Annotated in this window: 14 protein-coding genes and 1 pseudogene; 5 read left to right on the plus strand and 10 right to left on the minus strand. The window is 45.1% G+C overall.

Features of this window, described 5'->3' with window-relative positions; genetic code table 11:
* Positions 1-59 precede the first annotated feature (59 nt).
* From ACVBIL_RS03625 to ACVBIL_RS03635, 3 genes are all read left to right on the plus strand, one after another.
* The gene (locus ACVBIL_RS03625; protein WP_447165629.1) at positions 60-1,103 is read left to right on the plus strand and encodes an NADP(H)-dependent aldo-keto reductase; all 1,044 of its coding nucleotides are present in this window, start codon (positions 60-62) and stop codon (positions 1,101-1,103) included.
* A 97-nt stretch (positions 1,104-1,200) separates the two neighbouring features.
* Complete coding sequence (locus ACVBIL_RS03630; RefSeq protein WP_447165630.1) at positions 1,201-2,412, plus strand: cysteine desulfurase; 1,212 nt, start codon at positions 1,201-1,203, stop codon at positions 2,410-2,412.
* Positions 2,413-2,826: 414 nt separating this feature from the next.
* The gene (locus ACVBIL_RS03635; RefSeq protein ID WP_447165631.1) at positions 2,827-3,270 is read left to right on the plus strand and encodes a SufE family protein; all 444 of its coding nucleotides are present in this window, start codon (positions 2,827-2,829) and stop codon (positions 3,268-3,270) included.
* 8 nt (positions 3,271-3,278) lie between these two features.
* On the opposite strand, the gene ACVBIL_RS03640 is transcribed toward ACVBIL_RS03635, so the two are convergent.
* The 7 genes from ACVBIL_RS03640 to nagB all read right to left on the minus strand — a co-directional run bounded on the left by ACVBIL_RS03640 (position 3,279) and on the right by nagB (position 9,602).
* Positions 3,279-3,701 (minus strand): HNH endonuclease, encoded by a 423-nt coding sequence (locus ACVBIL_RS03640; RefSeq protein ID WP_447165632.1) that lies wholly within the window; start codon positions 3,699-3,701, stop codon positions 3,279-3,281.
* Positions 3,702-4,240: 539 nt separating this feature from the next.
* Positions 4,241-4,615 (minus strand): PH domain-containing protein, encoded by a 375-nt coding sequence (locus ACVBIL_RS03645; RefSeq protein ID WP_447165633.1) that lies wholly within the window; start codon positions 4,613-4,615, stop codon positions 4,241-4,243.
* 50 nt (positions 4,616-4,665) lie between these two features.
* Complete coding sequence (locus ACVBIL_RS03650; RefSeq protein ID WP_447165716.1) at positions 4,666-6,555, minus strand: peptidase U32 family protein; 1,890 nt, start codon at positions 6,553-6,555, stop codon at positions 4,666-4,668.
* 258 nt (positions 6,556-6,813) lie between these two features.
* Entirely contained in the window at positions 6,814-7,131 is a 318-nt protein-coding gene (locus ACVBIL_RS03655) for a cupin domain-containing protein (RefSeq protein ID WP_447165634.1), read from the minus strand.
* A gap of 116 nt (positions 7,132-7,247) precedes the next feature.
* Complete coding sequence (locus ACVBIL_RS03660) at positions 7,248-7,919, minus strand: nitroreductase family protein (protein ID WP_447165635.1); 672 nt, start codon at positions 7,917-7,919, stop codon at positions 7,248-7,250.
* Between the two features lie 87 nt (positions 7,920-8,006).
* Positions 8,007-8,543 (minus strand): SRPBCC family protein, encoded by a 537-nt coding sequence (locus ACVBIL_RS03665; protein WP_447165636.1) that lies wholly within the window; start codon positions 8,541-8,543, stop codon positions 8,007-8,009.
* Between the two features lie 267 nt (positions 8,544-8,810).
* Positions 8,811-9,602: a glucosamine-6-phosphate deaminase gene (nagB, locus tag ACVBIL_RS03670; protein ID WP_447165637.1), complete on the minus strand. Its 792-nt coding sequence runs from the start codon at positions 9,600-9,602 to the stop codon at positions 8,811-8,813.
* Between the two features lie 281 nt (positions 9,603-9,883).
* Between nagB and ACVBIL_RS03675 the strand changes: the two genes are divergently transcribed.
* The gene (locus tag ACVBIL_RS03675) at positions 9,884-10,480 is read left to right on the plus strand and encodes a pseudouridine synthase (protein WP_447165638.1); all 597 of its coding nucleotides are present in this window, start codon (positions 9,884-9,886) and stop codon (positions 10,478-10,480) included.
* 16 nt (positions 10,481-10,496) lie between these two features.
* Here the strand turns inward: ACVBIL_RS03675 and ACVBIL_RS03680 are convergent, their stop codons facing one another.
* From ACVBIL_RS03680 to prfB, 3 genes are all read right to left on the minus strand, one after another.
* The gene (locus ACVBIL_RS03680) at positions 10,497-13,049 is read right to left on the minus strand and encodes an EAL domain-containing protein (protein ID WP_447165639.1); all 2,553 of its coding nucleotides are present in this window, start codon (positions 13,047-13,049) and stop codon (positions 10,497-10,499) included.
* Between the two features lie 585 nt (positions 13,050-13,634).
* The gene (lysS, locus tag ACVBIL_RS03685; RefSeq protein WP_447165640.1) at positions 13,635-15,140 is read right to left on the minus strand and encodes a lysine--tRNA ligase; all 1,506 of its coding nucleotides are present in this window, start codon (positions 15,138-15,140) and stop codon (positions 13,635-13,637) included.
* A 12-nt stretch (positions 15,141-15,152) separates the two neighbouring features.
* A protein-coding gene (prfB, locus tag ACVBIL_RS03690; protein WP_447165641.1) for a peptide chain release factor 2 occupies positions 15,153-16,251 on the minus strand; the annotation gives its coding sequence in 2 pieces (ribosomal slippage) (positions 15,153-16,175 and positions 16,177-16,251; 1,098 coding nt in all).
* A 291-nt stretch (positions 16,252-16,542) separates the two neighbouring features.
* On the opposite strand from prfB, the pseudogene ACVBIL_RS03695 reads away from it, so the two are divergent.
* Positions 16,543-16,712, plus strand: a pseudogene (locus ACVBIL_RS03695) (pentapeptide repeat-containing protein); the annotation flags it as partial.
* Between the last annotated feature and the right edge of the window lie 172 nt (positions 16,713-16,884).

The raw sequence follows: 16,884 nt of genomic DNA on the forward strand, positions 1-16,884 counted from the left end.
TTTATCGCTAAAGCTTGCTAGCCTCAAAGTAAGAAGTATTCACACATAAGTGAGTTTTTATGGAATATAGACGTCTTTCGCATTCAAGTTTACATGTTAGTCAAATCTGTTTAGGTACCATGACTTGGGGAGCTCAAAATACTCAAGCTCAAGCATTCGAACAATTAGACTACGCCATAGGTGAAGGCATTAACTTCATCGATACGGCAGAGATGTACCCAGTACCGCCAGAGGCTGTAACTCAAGGTGAAACAGAGCGTATTCTCGGTAACTATCTTAAGCAAAGAGGTAATCGCGAAAACTTAGTCATTGCGACTAAAGTTGCCGCTCCCGGCGGCAAGAGTGATTATATCCGCCCCAATATGGCGCTCGACTGGCGTAATATTCATGCCGCGGTTGATGCATCCCTTGAGCGTTTACAAATCGATACCATAGATCTGTATCAGATCCACTGGCCAGACAGAAACAGTAACTTTTTCGGTGAGCTTAGCTATAACCAGCAAGATGAACACGAGAAACTGACACCGATTATCGATACTTTAGAAGCGCTATCGGATCTTATCAATGCAGGAAAGATCCGCTATATCGGGATCTCCAATGAAACGCCTTGGGGCTTTATGGAGTATCTACGCTTAGCCGAGAAACATGACTTACCGAAAATAGTCTCGGTGCAAAACCCCTATAATTTGCTCAATCGCAGCTATGAAGTGGGGATGGCTGAAATTAGCCACCGCGAAGAAGTGCCATTACTGGCTTACTCGCCGCTGGCTTTTGGCGCACTATCGGGTAAGTACCTTGATAACCAATGGCCAGAAGGTGCGAGAATGACGCTATTTAAGCGTTTTGCACGTTACAACGGTACTGAGCTAGCACTTGAGGCCACTAAAGCCTATGTTGAACTGGCGCGTGAATTTAATATGAACCCAGCACAAATGGCGCTAGCCTTTGTTAATTCAAGAAAATTTGTTGCTTCAAATATTATTGGCGCGACTAACCTTGAGCAACTCAAGCAGAATATAGACAGTGTAAACTGCACGATTTCACCTGAGCTGATACAGCGTTTAGACGAGCTAGCCTTAATTTATCGTCTGCCTTGCCCATAAAAACAGGCTGTTTTAGCAGTCTAACCTTGCTTTAGGCGCTTAGATCTTACAAGATCTAAGCGCCTTTTTATTTTATCGATAACCTCGGATCGGATTAATGGATCTCTCAACGCTGCGGTCACAATTTCCAACTCTTGCTCAGTCTAATGATGGCTACCCACTGTGTTATTTAGACACCGCGGCCACCAGCCAGAAACCGCAGTCAGTGATTGACGCCATGAATCGCTATTATCAATTTGATAATGCCAACGTGCACCGCGCGGCTCATCAGTTGTCGGCCCGCGCCACCAGCCAATATGAAGCGGTGCGCGAAAAACTAAAGCTATTCATTAATGCCAAGCAAGCTGAAGAGATTATCTTTACCCACGGCACTACAGAATCAATCAATATCGTCGCCAATGGCTTAACCAGCCAAATCAAAGCTGGCAGCCTAATTTTAATTGATAGCGCCGCCCATCACGCCAATATTGTCCCTTGGCAAGAACTGGCCAAACGTACCGGCGCGATCATCAAGCCTATTCCGCTCACGCAAGAGTGCCGTTTAGACATTGATGCTTTCGCGGCTTTGTTGACAGAAAAGCCTGCTATTGTGGCGCTCTGTCATGTGTCTAACGCCCTAGGTACGCTAAACCCAGTTAATGAGTTAGTGGCAAAAGCCAAACAAGCGGGCGCCCTCACCTTGGTCGATGGCGCTCAGGCTATCGCCCATATGAGCGTCGATGTACAAAGCATAGATTGTGATTTTTATGTGTTCTCGGGCCATAAAATGTATGGCCCTACGGGCGTAGGTGTGCTGTACGGCCGTTTCGACATTCTAGACAGCTTAAGCCCATTAATGACTGGCGGCGAGATGATAAAAAGCGTCAGCTTTAGCGGTACCGAGTTTAATCGATTGCCAAATCGCCTTGAAGCGGGCACCCCACCAATTGCCGAAGTGATAGGATTAGGTGCAGCGATAGACTTTATCAATGCATTACCCAGCGAGCAAATCCACGCTGCCGAGCTCGCTTTATTAAACTACCTGCAAGATGAATTATCAGCTCTAGGTGAGGTGATACTTTACGGCGCCCATAAAGACAATATTGGCGCAGTGGCATTTAACTTGGCGGATGAGCATCATCAAGATGTAGGGATTTTACTCGACCAGCAAGGTATAGCGGTGCGTTGTGGTCACCACTGCGCTATGCCTTTGATGCAAAGTTTAGGCTTAAAAGGCTGCTGCCGCGCCTCTATCGGGGTTTATACTAATAAGGCCGATATCGATAACTTTATTAATGCCATGAAATCAGTAAAAGAGATGTTGATTTAAAAAAAGGTTCTAGGTCCTAGGAAAAGCAGGTTCTAGGAAAGGCCAAGACGGTACGAGCAGAGCCGGAAAGGCAAAAGCAGAAGAGTGTAAGAAAGGTTACTGGTGTTGTTTTGCTTAATAGAAGGCGAACGCCCTAGAACCAAGGACCTTCTTCTAAAGTAGGTCGGCATTTATGCCGTCATCTTTGATGGGCTAAAGCCCAACCTACATTTAATACACAATGCCATCTTTTGACTGTATAGCAGGACGAAGTCCGCTCTAGCCGCGAAGCGTCCTCGCAGCGAGTATACGAGCGCTCTAGATTCTGCGAATAAGAAGGTTCTAGGTTCTAGGTGCAAGAAAAGGCTAAGACGGAAAGCAAAACCCAACACAGTTTTATTTATTGTTATATTAATCATTCAAATTAGGTCGAGTATGAGTCAGCAAGTAAAGCCCACCCAAGCAGAGTTTTTAGCATTAACACTTGAAAGTGATGCTCAAACGACACTAAAGCTATTTGAACAAGCCGGTAACTGGCAAGAGCGCTATCGTCAGATCATGTTGCTCGGTAAAAGCCTACCTAAACTCGATGAGCACTTTCGGGTAGAGGGTGCTCAAGTGCGCGGCTGTGAAAGCAATGCTTGGCTATATCACTGTGAGATAGAGGGTAAACATTACTTTATCGCTGACAGCGACGCCCGTATCGTAAAAGGATTAATCGCACTGCTACTAATAGCCTGTAATGGCAAGAGTAGCAGTGACATCTGCGCATTTGACCCAGATAACTACTTTAGCCAGCTTGGACTACAAGGTCAGCTAAGTCCATCGCGCACTAATGGCCTACTGGCACTGGCTAAAGCGATAAAATCTGCGGCTTAAAAGCGATGTCAAGCGCGCCACTTCTTCTCCGATAAATTAGACTTACCTTGATTGCAGGCTTCACATAAGACCTGCAAATTATCAATATCCAGCGCTAACCCAGGATAAAGAGAGCGTGGCTTAATATGATCGACATGCATAATGGCACCTTGCGAGGGCGTTATGCCACAGCAAGCGCAGCGGTTACCGTACAATTCAAAGGCTTTAGCGCGGATGATTAACCATTTTCTAGAGTTATAAAAATCTGGCTCTGACTCAGTAAACGGCAGCGACTCCCAATCATCGATGATCTGCGGCTCCCCCTCAGGGCTAACTAAGATCGCTTGACCATCATTGAGCTTTAACCACTTCCAAATCGCTTTTAATGCCCCTTTTTCAGTCTTGTAAGATGCTGTGCGCCTTCTTTCATTTTGAAAAGTCACCGACCACATAACAAACTCCTTTTGTCTCATGAGTACCACTCATGCATTCAGCTTATTCGAGCACCTAGGTGCAATACTCGAAAACCTAAGGTAGCTTAGTGCGTAAATAACAGTCAACACAAGCAAAAATAGCGCACCGCACAGCCGTGCCCTACCGTACATAAAAAGAAGAACCCAGCATAAGCGGGGTTCTTTGCTTTAAAAGCTATAAACCACGAAGCGCTCACTACACAGAGGACACCAAGAAAAGAAAAGCTCTGCTGGATTGTTTTCGTGTACTTTGAGGTCAATTGCTATCTTTCGAAATCATCGAGTTATCTATGAGTAATCTCTTGAAGTGAATGGTATTAGCTTTCAACAGAGATTATAAAGAGCCTTGAGCGGAGATTATAAAGAGCCTTTAGCGGTGTTTATCCAAAAAGCCTTCAATGAGGTCTTGCTATGACCTTAAACAATAAAGGCGCAGCCGTAACTGATTTCTCGTTACTGAATGCGCCTCAATTCAAGCTTTACAGAGCGTTCCTTATAAAGCTGCCTATCAAGAAGAGCTATAAAGACAGATTTGCTATGGTCTTTTGAATACCGACTACGTCGGTGCCACGTTTTAGCTCTTTAACCAAGGGATCTTTTTGGCCTGAGATCCAAATTTTTAACTCGGCGTCCATATCAAACGTGCCGGCAGTTTCCACTTCAAAATGGGTTATCGACTTATATGGCACCGAGTGATAACTCACCTTCTTACCCGTCACGCCTTGCTTATCAATTAAGATAAGACGTTTATTGGTAAACACGAACATATCGCGGATAACCTTATAGGCCAAGGTTAGCGACTCGTCGTCGGCCATAATTGGACTTAACTCTTGGGTTAGCTCGTCGAGGTTAACCTCTGATGCGTTGCCCATTAGTGAATCTAATAATCCCATCGTCTATTTTCCTTAATAGTTGAATCGCTATCGGTGCTCTTGCTCGGTAGTTAATTTGGTGAGCGAACTTGTCTGTTCTCGCCTACCACCATCATTTCACATTTCGGGCAGTCAAACACTAGCTTAAGTACGTCTTTACCGATTTCGAGCACCATAGGATCGGCTTTGATGCCTGGTACTTCTTTTGGACAAAGATTGAAGTTAAAGCGCAAGCAGTGCTTAGTCACCATTAATGGCACGTCTTCACTAATACCATTTTTCTCATAGGTGTCTTGAATTTCAATCACGCCATGGCGCTGATAAAACGCTTTTGCTTGCTCATTTGCCACGTTGCCAAGATAGCTTAAATGCTTAACCGGATAGACGGCGTCTTGATTATATTTCCACGCTTTAGGGCGCTGGTAATCATTTACTCGTGTTAGCTCTAAAGCGGCCACAGTGTCACGGCGTAATCCGTTCAATATCGAGGTTGGAATAAACCAAGTCTCGGCGGTTTCAATCAAAATATTGTGCGCGGTAAAGTCGGTGCTGCCTAGCTTTGAAAGCTGCTTTCGCAAGCCTTGCTGGGCTTTTTCTATGTCGGTCGCTGCCGTTTTCACCATTGCTAATGACTGGGTGGCACTATGACCATAAATGTCGGTCATGGTCAGCGACACCCCATCAGCGGTGTCGGCCAATACCAAATCAACCCCAATAATACGTTTAGCCGACTCTTTAGCCAGTACAGCTTCAAACGCTTGGTTATGGTTACGGTATATGGTCATGCCTGCTTTCAGCTCTTTTGGCATACGCGCCACAAACAAAGTTAATCCTTCGGCGCGGTTAACTCGTAGGCCCTTTAATTTGTCATCTGACTGCTTGGCTTCGGCGTAATCACTTGGGAAGAAACACAAGCCATCGCCGTTATTAAAGGTTTCTGTCGAGTTAACTTCAATAAAGTCATGGCCAATGCGTTTAACCGTCGCTACCTCTTCACCAATATATTTAGGTGAGCGGAAATCACTCACCCCTTGGCTACGCTCATTAACAAAGTAATCGGTGCGGCCACGGTTAAACGTTTTTTCAGGATCGGGTGTGAAGCTATGCTCACAACGCCCATGAGATGACGCCACAAATTCACTACGGCGCGCCATGATCTTGTCTAGCTCTTGGCGATAATGAGCGGTGACGTTTTTAACGTAGCTTAAATCTTTTAATCGTCCCTCGATTTTAAACGAGCGCACGCCCGCATCAATCAGGGCTTCTAGATTGTCTGTTTGATTATTATCTTTAAGCGATAATAGGTGCTCGTTTTGCGCTAGCACTTCACCTTGACGGGTTTTAAGCTCGCCCGGTAAACGACACATTTGTGAGCATTCACCGCGGTTAGCACTGCGGTTACTGAATGAATGGCTTAAGTTACATAAACCACTGTAAGCCACACATAATGCACCATGAATAAAGAACTCAACCTGCATGTTAGTGTTAGCGGCAACATCACGAATTTGGCTTAAACCTAACTCACGAGCAAGTACCACTTGTGAGAAACCCACCTGCTCTAAAAAGGCGACTTTTTCTGGGCTACGGTTATCCATTTGCGTACTGGCATGCAATGCAATTGGCGGTAGGTCGAGCTGTAATATGCCCATATCTTGCACGATAAGCGCATCGGCGCCCGCTTCGTACACTTGCCAAATGAGTTTTTGCGCCGCGTCGAGTTCGTCGTCCATCAAAATAGTATTGATAGCGACAAACACTTGGGCGTGATATTGATGAGCAAAGGTACATAAACGCGCAATGTCTTCAACACTGTTACCCGCAGTGGCACGTGCACCAAAGGCTGGACCACCAATGTATACCGCGTCAGCACCATGGCGAATGGCTTCGATACCATAATCGGCATTTTTAGCTGGAGCCAGCAGCTCTAGACGATTATTTTGCATCTCTAATGGAGAATGCATCTCGCCAGTAGGCTTGTCGCCGGACTTATCGCTAGGGTTGTAGATGCCAACATTGCTCATAAAAATCACTCAAATAAGGGTTAACACAGATATTTTGGGCGAAGATTATAGCAAAAATGCCGAGCTTTGGCGTTAGCTAATATAAAATCAATTTTTGAGCGATTCGCTATAGGTCGGAGTAGCGATGATCACAGTAGCTATTATCTAAGGGCGATGATCACAGTGACAATTAGCCAAATGCAATTATCACTGTAGCAATTAATAGTGAACCGCTAACCAAATAGTCTCAACCTCTTCACTGGTCCAGGCGACGCGATGTTTTACATGGGCCGGAATATTAAGATGCTCTCCCACACTGAGCTCAACCACTTCACCATCAATAAATTCCAGCCTAGCTGCGCCCTGCATCACCATCACCCACTCACTGCGATGTTGATCGTACCACTCTCCTAAAGGGGTAATATGTGCTTTAGAAATGATGCGTTCAATGAGCAGCTCACCTTGCTCCACCAGCGGCTCAAACGCCTCTTCAATTAAGTCTTGTGGCAGTTTTTTAAAGATATTGTGCTTTTCCATTTCGCCTCTCTTTAATTGTTATACCGATCAGCATTACGCTCAATTATGACTCTACTCAAGTGGATAATCTATTTATGAACCAGCCCAGCCTTATCAACAGCGATGAACGACTCTGATTATAAAATGGTGCAGATCTCTGCTAGCGGCTTTTTCTGCAGGGCATGTTCAGGCACGGTTGCATCATCACTTGGATAACCCGCAATAATCAACATATAAGGGCGCTCATTGTTGCTGTCGCGGCCACAGACTTTAGTTAAAAATGACATGGGTTTTGGCGTATGCGTTAAGGTGCCAAGTCCCGCGTTATGCAGCGCCTGAATTAAAAATCCGGTGGCAATGCCCACTGACTCATGCACGTAATAGTTAGCTTTTTGTTCGCCCTCCTCCTCACTGCGTTTTTGGCTAAAAATAGCAATCAGCCATGGGGCATGTTCAAGGTAAGGTTTGTCAGCATTAGTGCCTAGTGGCTTAAGCGCATCGAGCCACTCTTCACCGGCACGGCCAGCATAGAAGGCTTGTTCTAGCGCCTCGGCCTCATGGCGAATTTGCGCCTTGATCTCTGGCCTATTAATCGCGACAAAATGCCAAGGCTGATGGTTAGCGCCATTAGGCGCAGTGCCTGCCGCGAGAATGCACTTTTCAATGATCTCTTGCGGTACAGCTCTATCAGAGAACTTGCGAATAGAGTGACGGCGTTGCACGTCTTGATAGTTTTGCTCAGCGCGCTTAAGCATCTCTGTTTGGGGGTATTCAATAAAGTCGTTAAGAGGGTGATGTGCTTGGCTCATATCCATTCCTTTCATCTGCTTATTGTTGTCATTGAGCTTGCGTTCTATGCTGGCACACTAGCCCACAGATCCTGAGCGGTGACTTATTTATTTAGCCTCTAGTGTAGACTTTAACTGCGCTAGACCTTGATTTAAATCTTTAGCTATCATGCCTTCAACATCCATAAACAGAAACATCAAGTTCATTGGGTAGTCTAGGTGCCCATCAAAGCCCCATGTCACTAATGTTTCGTTAGCTGAAAGCGCCTCAGTCTGCATATAGGCTAAATCGGTAGATTCAAAGGGTTGATAAAATCTCAGTTCGTAGTCGATACGTTTACCGTCATCTATCCGCATTATCTCTTGCTCACCGACACCGACCTCTTCTTGCTCACTAGCCCAAGTAGACACAAAGCCCACCATGCCATCGGTACCACGATAGGTTTTCAGCATGTCGGGATCCATCTGCGCCCAAACACTAAAGTTATCTTGGTTTTTAAGGTATTTAACGTAATCAAACACCTCCGCTATCGGTTTTTCTATGGTGATTTGCGACGTCACCGAATAATTGTTCTTAACAAACAAAGCCACAATAAAGGGCGCGACTATAAGCACAGATATCAAAATCAGCAGTTTTTTCAGCATTATCATTGACTCTTTTTGATGAGAAGCATGACCTGTTTACACTGCTGCCATACGAGATGAATTAACAATAAACCTATTATTAATACGTTATTAACGCAATGGCAAATCAGGCCTAGATCTCAACTCGCTAATAGAGGAAGGCTAAAACTAAAGCTACGCAAACACCTGGCAAAAAAAGACAAAAAAAAGACAAGCTCAGCTTGTCTTTTCTATCTATCTTGATGTCTGCAAAATGCAATACGATTTATACGTTCTGCTTCTAGGCACCTATAAGCCCAGCTTTGCCATCAGCTTCTGGTTTTCAGCTTCGATATGCTTGTAAAAATCACAATCTGATAGCTTAGAGGCTGCCGCTTCATCGATGACTAACACCGCATCTTGGTGCAATTGCAACGCAGATGCTGGGCAGGCTGCAGTCAATGCGCCTTCAACTGTCGCCTTAATTGCATCAGCTTTATTTTCGCCTGTAGCCAATAACACCACCTTCTTGGCATCTAATATAGTGCCAATTCCCATGGTGATTGAAAGGTGCGGTTGATACTCGCCCGCTTCAAAGAAACGCGCATTATCGTCAATGGTCGCTTTAGTTAAGGTTTTTACTCGTGTACGCGACATCAAGCCTGATGACGGCTCATTAAAGCCAATATGGCCGTTACGGCCAATACCGAGTAGTTGAATATCAATGCCGCCAGCATCCTTAATTTGCGCCTCATAACCCTGGCAGGCTTCAATTGGATTTGCCGCGTCACCTGGCGGTACACAAGTTTGCGACTTATCAATATCGATATGGTCGAACAGCTGCTCATTCATAAAGTAGCGATAACTTTGCGGGTGAGTGCCCTCAAGTCCGAGATATTCATCTAGATTGAAAGTGGTGACATTTTTAAAGGAGATCTGCTTAGCTTTATTGGCTGCTATCAAACCTTGATACAAGGACACCGGCGTTGAGCCTGTTGCTAAACCCAATACCGAATCAGCCTTTTGTTGCAGCTGCTTAATAAAAATGTTGGCGCCGTATTCAGCTACCGAGGCACTGTCTTTTAATATTACGATTTGCATAAACTTAATCCAATATGTGTTAGCTGTAGTCAACCAAGCGAAATCCGAAACGATGCAGTTAACTAAGTTCAGCCCGCAAGCGCTGAGTTTGGCTTAAAACCATTAGTGCTAAGAGACTAAAACGGCACTCGCAGTTAACTATGTAACATAACTATAACCTCAAATGACAACGCTGTCATTAGCTATTATTTAATCATTGCTATCTCTTCCCAGCGGCTAAATAGCTTAATCACGCGCAATTCAGGTTATACTAACCTGTCCACAAATTTCGAGTTTCAACTATGTCCGACTCAGGTACAGCCACAGAGCAACCCCACTGCCACTTTATTATTTATAAACCTTATAAATACTTAAGCCAGTTTGTACCTGAATCTCGTAAGAGCAAGCCACTACTCGGTGAGCTATACGACTTTCCTGATAAAACCATGGCCATTGGCCGACTGGATCATGACTCTGAAGGTTTACTACTGCTCACAACCGATGGCATGCAGAGCCACCTTATTCGTAGTAAAACCATTGAAAAGGAATACTATGTACAGCTTGATGGTGAAGTAACGCAGGAGCAACTTTTGCAGCTTCGCCAAGGCGTAGAGATTGGCATTAGTGGCGGAAAATATCAGACTTTACCATGTAAAGTTGAGCGATTAACTCCAGAGCCAAGCTTGCCTGCTAGGGGAAAAAAGATCCGCGATCCTCGCCACGGCCCCACGAGCTGGCTTGCTGTCACTATCGCTGAAGGAAAAAATAGACAGGTGAGAAAAATGACCGCAGCGGTCGGTTTACCAACCCTACGACTGGTGAGAGTCCGGATTGGTAATATTCAGCTCAACAGCATGCAGCCAGGTGATGTCATCGCGGTAAAACGGCTTAGCGTCTAATAGCAATCGTATAAGGCTAGTGCTTGAGAAAGCTCGTTAACTCTTCGGCTAATTTAGGACGACTGTAAAAATAGCCTTGAGCTTCATCGCAATCGCTTTCTTTTAAAAAGTCCGCTTGCGCTTGAGTCTCAACCCCTTCAGCCACCACCTTTAAATTAAGCGCATGGCCCATCGCAATAATGGCTTTGGCAATCGCTGTATTGTGGGTATCAAACGGTAAACCGGCAACAAAGGATTGGTCAATTTTAAGCTTATGAATAGGTAATTTTTTAAGATAACTCAGTGAGGAATATCCAGTACCGAAGTCATCGATTGATACTTCAACCCCCATCGCACCAAGTTTAGCCAGATCTTGGCTAACCATTAACGGATCTGACATCATGCAGCTTTCTGTCACCTCTATCTCTAAGCTCGTGGCGGGTAAACCTGTTTGTTTCAACATTCCTGAAACATCATCAATAAAGCTACTACGCTGTAGCTGCTGCCCCGCTACGTTAACCGCAATCCGACCAAAATGAACACCTTGTTGATGCCAGCGCTGACCCTGTTCACAGGCTTCTTTCAGTACCCAGCGGCCGATATCTTGGATTAGACCAATCTTTTCCGCCAAGGGAATAAAAATCGCTGGCGAGATATTGCCAAGCACAGGATCGTTCCAGCGCAGTAACGCTTCAAAGCCGACGACCTTGCCTGAATCTAAATTGATTTTAGGTTGGAAAACTAAATGAAAAGCATCAAGTTCAAGTGCATCATGCAGCGCATTTTGCAGCTTAAGCTTTGCCACCGACTCCTGAGTCAACGACTCGGTATAAAAAGCGTAGTTATTGCGACCATCATGTTTGGCACGATGCATAGCGACTTCAGCATTAACCAGTAGAGTGCTTGAGTCTTGACCATCCTCAGGATAAATCGCCACCCCCATACTCGCCGTTAAACGTGCTTGACCATGCTCACCCAAAGCAAAAGGCTTATCAAACATTTTTCTGAGCTTATTCACGCTGACTAACAACATGTCGCTGCTATCGATATTCGATAAAATAACCGCAAACTCATCACTGCCAAGCCTTGCCGCGGTGCTGAGGTTGTCTAATCCTGACTTAAATCGCTGGCTCAGTTCAAATAGCACTTCGTCACCCACTGGGTGACCGTAGCTTTCGTTTATCTGCTTAAACAGATCCACATCGATGTAAACCACGCCGAGACGATGTTGATTATGGCTTGCCAAGTTTAGCTCTTGCTCTAAGCGTGCCGTTAGCGCCATACGGTTAGGCAGTTTTGTCAGCGGATCATGAAATGCCACTTCAGCAAGCTGAGCTTCATTTTGCTTCTGGGCCGAGATGTCGTGAAATACCGCCACAAAAAAGCGAGTTTTATGCACCTCATCATACACAGCACTGATATTGAGCATCTGTGGGAAGATTGCGCCGTTTTTACGCCGATTCCAAATCTCGCCATGCCACTTACCTTTAGTCAGCAAGTCATCCCACATACTAGTAAAAAATGCTTTGTCATGGCGTCCAGAGTTAAGCACTCTAGGGTTTTGCCCTAGCAGTTGCTCTTTTTCAAAACCGGTAATACTTTTAAAAGCGCCATGAGCGTTGACAATAGTGCCATCAACATCTGTGATGATCACGCCCTCTTCCGAGTTTTCAAACACTCGTGAGGCTAACTCAAGCTGCTCTTGCGCGGCTTTATGAGAAGAGATATTACGTGAAATGCCAATGATGCTAGTTAGCTCACCATTCTCATCCATAACTGGGACCTTGGTGGTTTCTAGCCAAGACTCGGTATCACCAATATCTAAGCCTTCACATTCCCCAGCACTGACCTCTCTTCCTTTCCGGATAGATTCAACATCGCTAGCCATAAAATGCTTGGCTAACCGGGGTTCAAATAATTGCTCATCGGTATAATCAAGGATCTGCTCCCGTGGACGATTCCAGGCAAGCTCCACACTTTGATTCACCATGACATAACGCCCAGATGCATCTTTCATCCACACGTGTTCTTTCATGCAATCAATAAATGCCTGTAAGCTCACATCACTAGCTCTTTCACTGACCTTGCGAACCTTATTCTGTTTGCGTTTAAATTGCCGGTAAACATGGCCCAAACTTTGTTCGATACTGTTGCCGCACACTTTGAGTAAGCGTCGTAGATCGCCTTGATTTACCAAGGGAGCTTCAGAATGAGTGACTGCGTGTTCTGCAGACTCAATCGTTACATGTTGCTGACGACTATCAGCCGATGTAATGATGCAGAGATAGCCAAACAAGGCCCCAGAAGGCCAATTAACGGGAAATAAACACCGCTGTGAAGCGTCATAAGACTCGCTATCATCAAGTCGATTTGTAAATAGCGCCAACTCAGATTGGCAATGATCTTGCTCAAGACTGACTTGCAGTTGATTAAGCTGATCCATTGTCATATTGGCATAACTAATAGCAACAAATTGGTCTGCTTGATCTATCTGTAATAACGCGGCCTTGCACTGGGCTATTCGTGCCAGCATATCGATAGATTGCTGCCATTCATCCCGTTGTGCTTGCGTTATATGGATATTAATCAACTCAATTTCCTATCAGTTTTTTAAATGGGCAAAACGTCTCATTAATTATCGACGCTTCTTCTATGGCTATATGCTAGCGTTTACACACTTTACCAAACAAAATTCATGACAAAGACAAGCCGACAGCAGCCATAATATGCGTGCTGTAAACTTCAAAAATATAGATATACATCCTGATAATTAGGGCAGCTAAACTCTGCAGTTCAGCGATACTAAAGATTGGCTTGTCATAGACTTAGATAAGCAAGTTAACATTTACATCAAACAAATCCTATCGCTGAGATCTCATCTAGCGCATTAGGTGTAAACCAGAGAGTCAGATTACAACAATCAAGCACTCAGAATCATTTACAGCATCACAATATGTATAAGGCGACCATTCCGCGCTATTACCTAATAGCAATCACATTAAATATATACATTCAGTTAGCGATAATAACCTGCAGCGCTTCTCTCTCAATACCATCATCTCAAGTTAATCTCGAATTTTGCCCATAAAAAAACCAGCCCTAGAGCTGGTTTTCAATTTTGCTAATGCCAGTTAGCGTCATAAACGCCACTGACTTTTCTGCAATATCTCGGCTATTAGTTCGCTTGTGGGCGCATAGCTGGGAATAAGATCACGTCACGAATCGTGTGCGTGTTAGTAAATAGCATCACAAGACGGTCAATACCGATACCTTGACCCGCTGTTGGCGGTAAGCCGTGTTCAAGTGCGCGAATATAATCAGCATCGTAGAACATTGCTTCGTCATCACCGGCATCTTTAGCATCAACCTGCGCCTTGAAGCGACGATCTTGATCTTCAGCATCGTTAAGCTCAGAGAAACCGTTAGCCACTTCACGGCCGCCGATAAAGAACTCGAAACGGTCGGTGATGAAATGGTTGTCATCGTTACGACGTGCTAGTGGAGAGATATCCGCTGGGTAGCCAGTGATGAACGTAGGTTGCATCAACTGAGTTTCAGCCGTTTCACCGAAGATCTCTTCAAGTAGCTGACCACAAGTCCAGAACTTCTCAACCGTCATGCCTAGGCTCTTAGCCAAGTCACGCATAAATTCAACGTCTTTAACTTCTTCGTAAGTCATCGCCTGAATGGTTGCGTTGTCTGGGTTGTACTTCTTGATTGCATCCAACATGCTCAAACGTGCATATGGGCCACCAAAGTCAACCGTGTGCTCGCCGTATGGAAGCTGTGGCGAACCACATAGCTCAGTCGCGATAGAGCTTAGCATCTCTTCAGTCAGATCCATTAGATCGTTAAAGTCAGCGTACGCCATATAGAATTCCATCATAGTGAATTCTGGGTTATGACGTGGAGATAGACCTTCGTTACGGAAGTTACGGTTGATTTCGAACACACGCTCAAAACCACCAACCACTAGACGCTTAAGGTATAGCTCTGGAGCGATACGCAAGTACATCGCCATATCAAGCGCATTGTGATGCGTTGCAAATGGACGCGCCGAAGCACCACCAGGGATGCTGTGCATCATTGGTGTTTCAACTTCCATGAACTCTTTTTTCACCATGAAGTTACGGATAGCCGAAACCACTTTAGAGCGCATGATAAAGGCTTCGCGAGACTCTTCGTTAACGATCAAGTCAACATAACGCTGACGGTAACGCGTTTCTTGGTCAGTTAGACCATGGAACTTTTCAGGCAGTGGACGCAGTGCTTTAGTTAGCAACTGGTACTGCTCCATGTTCACGTATAGGTCGCCCTTTCCAGACAGGTGTAGCTGACCTGTGACACCAATGATGTCACCGATATCTAGACCTTGGAACTTCTCTTTTAGATCTTTCTGAACGTCTTTACCTGCATAAGCTTGGATACGACCGCTCACATCTTGGATAACCAAGAAAGGACCACGCTTAGCCATAACACGGCCAGCGATTGAACGCTCAATGCCCATGCCTTCAAGCTCTTCTTTGGTGTTGTGACCAAATTCAGCTTGAATGTCTGCCGCTTTGTGCTTGCGATCGAAGTTGTTCGGGTGACCGTTTGCAGGGCAGTTGGTACGAATGTGCTCTAATTTAGCACGACGCTCTGCAATTAACTTGTTCTCGTCTTGGGTTTGTTCAGTCATCTTCTTCTCTCGTTAAAGGCCAGATTTCAGGCTAGCTTCAATAAACTTGTCCAGATCGCCATCTAAAACGCTCTGGGTATTTCGGTTTTCAACGCCGGTACGTAGATCTTTAATACGCGCATCATCGAGCACGTATGAACGGATCTGGCTGCCCCAGCCAATATCTGACTTGGCATCTTCGGCGGCTTGCTTATCAGCATTCTGTTTAAGCATTTCCAGCTCATACAGCTTTGCTTTTAACTGTTTCATGGCCGCATCACGGTTTTTATGCTGTGAACGGTCATTCTGACATTGCACCACTGTGTTGGTCGGTACGTGGGTAATACGAATCGCCGACTCAGTTTTGTTGACGTGCTGACCACCCGCGCCAGAAGCACGGTAGGTGTCAATTCTTAAGTCCGATGGATTGATATCAATCTCAATCGAATCATCAATTTCTGGGTAAACAAATACCGAACAGAAAGAGGTGTGACGCTTACCTGACGAGTCAAATGGTGACTTACGCACTAAACGGTGTACACCGGTTTCGGTACGTAGCGAACCAAACGCATATTCACCAGTAAATTTGATGGTTGCGCCTTTAATGCCGGCAACATCTCCACCCGTCACTTCAATCAATTCAGGTTTGTAATCATGGGCATCACCCCAACGTAAAAACATACGCAGTACCATATTGGCCCAATCTTGAGCCTCTGTACCACCTGAACCTGATTGAATATCTAAATAACAATCTGACGCATCATGTGGACCCGAGAACATACGACGGAACTCTAGTTCCTCTAAACGTTTCTCAAGACCTTGTAATTCAGCGGCGGCATCATTGAAGGTGTCTTCATCATCTTCTTCAACGGCAAGCTCGAGTAAACCCTCGATATCTTCTAGGCCACTGTCCATATCGTCGATAGTTTTTACTATCGCTTCAAGGGCTGCACGCTCTTTGCCTAAGGCTTGGGCGTTCTCTGGATCGTTCCAAACTTCTGAGCTTTCAAGCTCTCGGCTAACTTCTTCTAGACGCTCACTCTTGGCATCGTAGTCAAAGATACCCCCGAAGAAGGTCGGTACGGTCAGCGAGCTCCTTGATTTTGAATTTAACTGGATTTACTTCAAACATGATTTAATCAACTTTTAAATGAGTTTTGGCTAACTAAGCAATGACGTCACAACGCCATCGATTATCGGCTCAATTATTCACAGATAGAAAACCCGCTATTTTAACCCATGCTTTGCTCGAAACATAGCGGCAAAAGCGAACAAAACAGCAATTTTATTCAACAAAGCTAACTCAAGCGTTAAAAAGCAATCTTTAACCAATATTCGCGCTCAAGCTAACCTTTGCCTACGATTAACATCTATTATTAAGAATGTCGGCCAAAGCCTAATTGTTGATGACGACTAAGAGCACGTCTTTAGCCTTCGTCAGAATTCAAGCGCCAATTTAGTGCTACTGCTCAACTGTACTGACTAGTCAGTCGTGATCTTTACCCCCTAGGCTACGGCGACTTTACTTCTATAGGCTTATCCCGAGCCATTGCAGCTTTTGAGGCCTTTACGGGTAGCTTTACCATCGCGTGACTAGTGGTGTTTTATGTCAAAAAGGTGACCGGTTAAGCCCGGGTTATCACTATTTGCTTGACGCGCCACACCATAAAACCATCAAAGCCGAGAAGCTAATCACACATCTGACCAGCTATAGCAGTTTGCACGCACACTTCCCTCTCAAGCCGTGAGCAATCCCGCAATTTCA

The organism is Shewanella sp. 125m-7 (assembly GCF_052977045.1).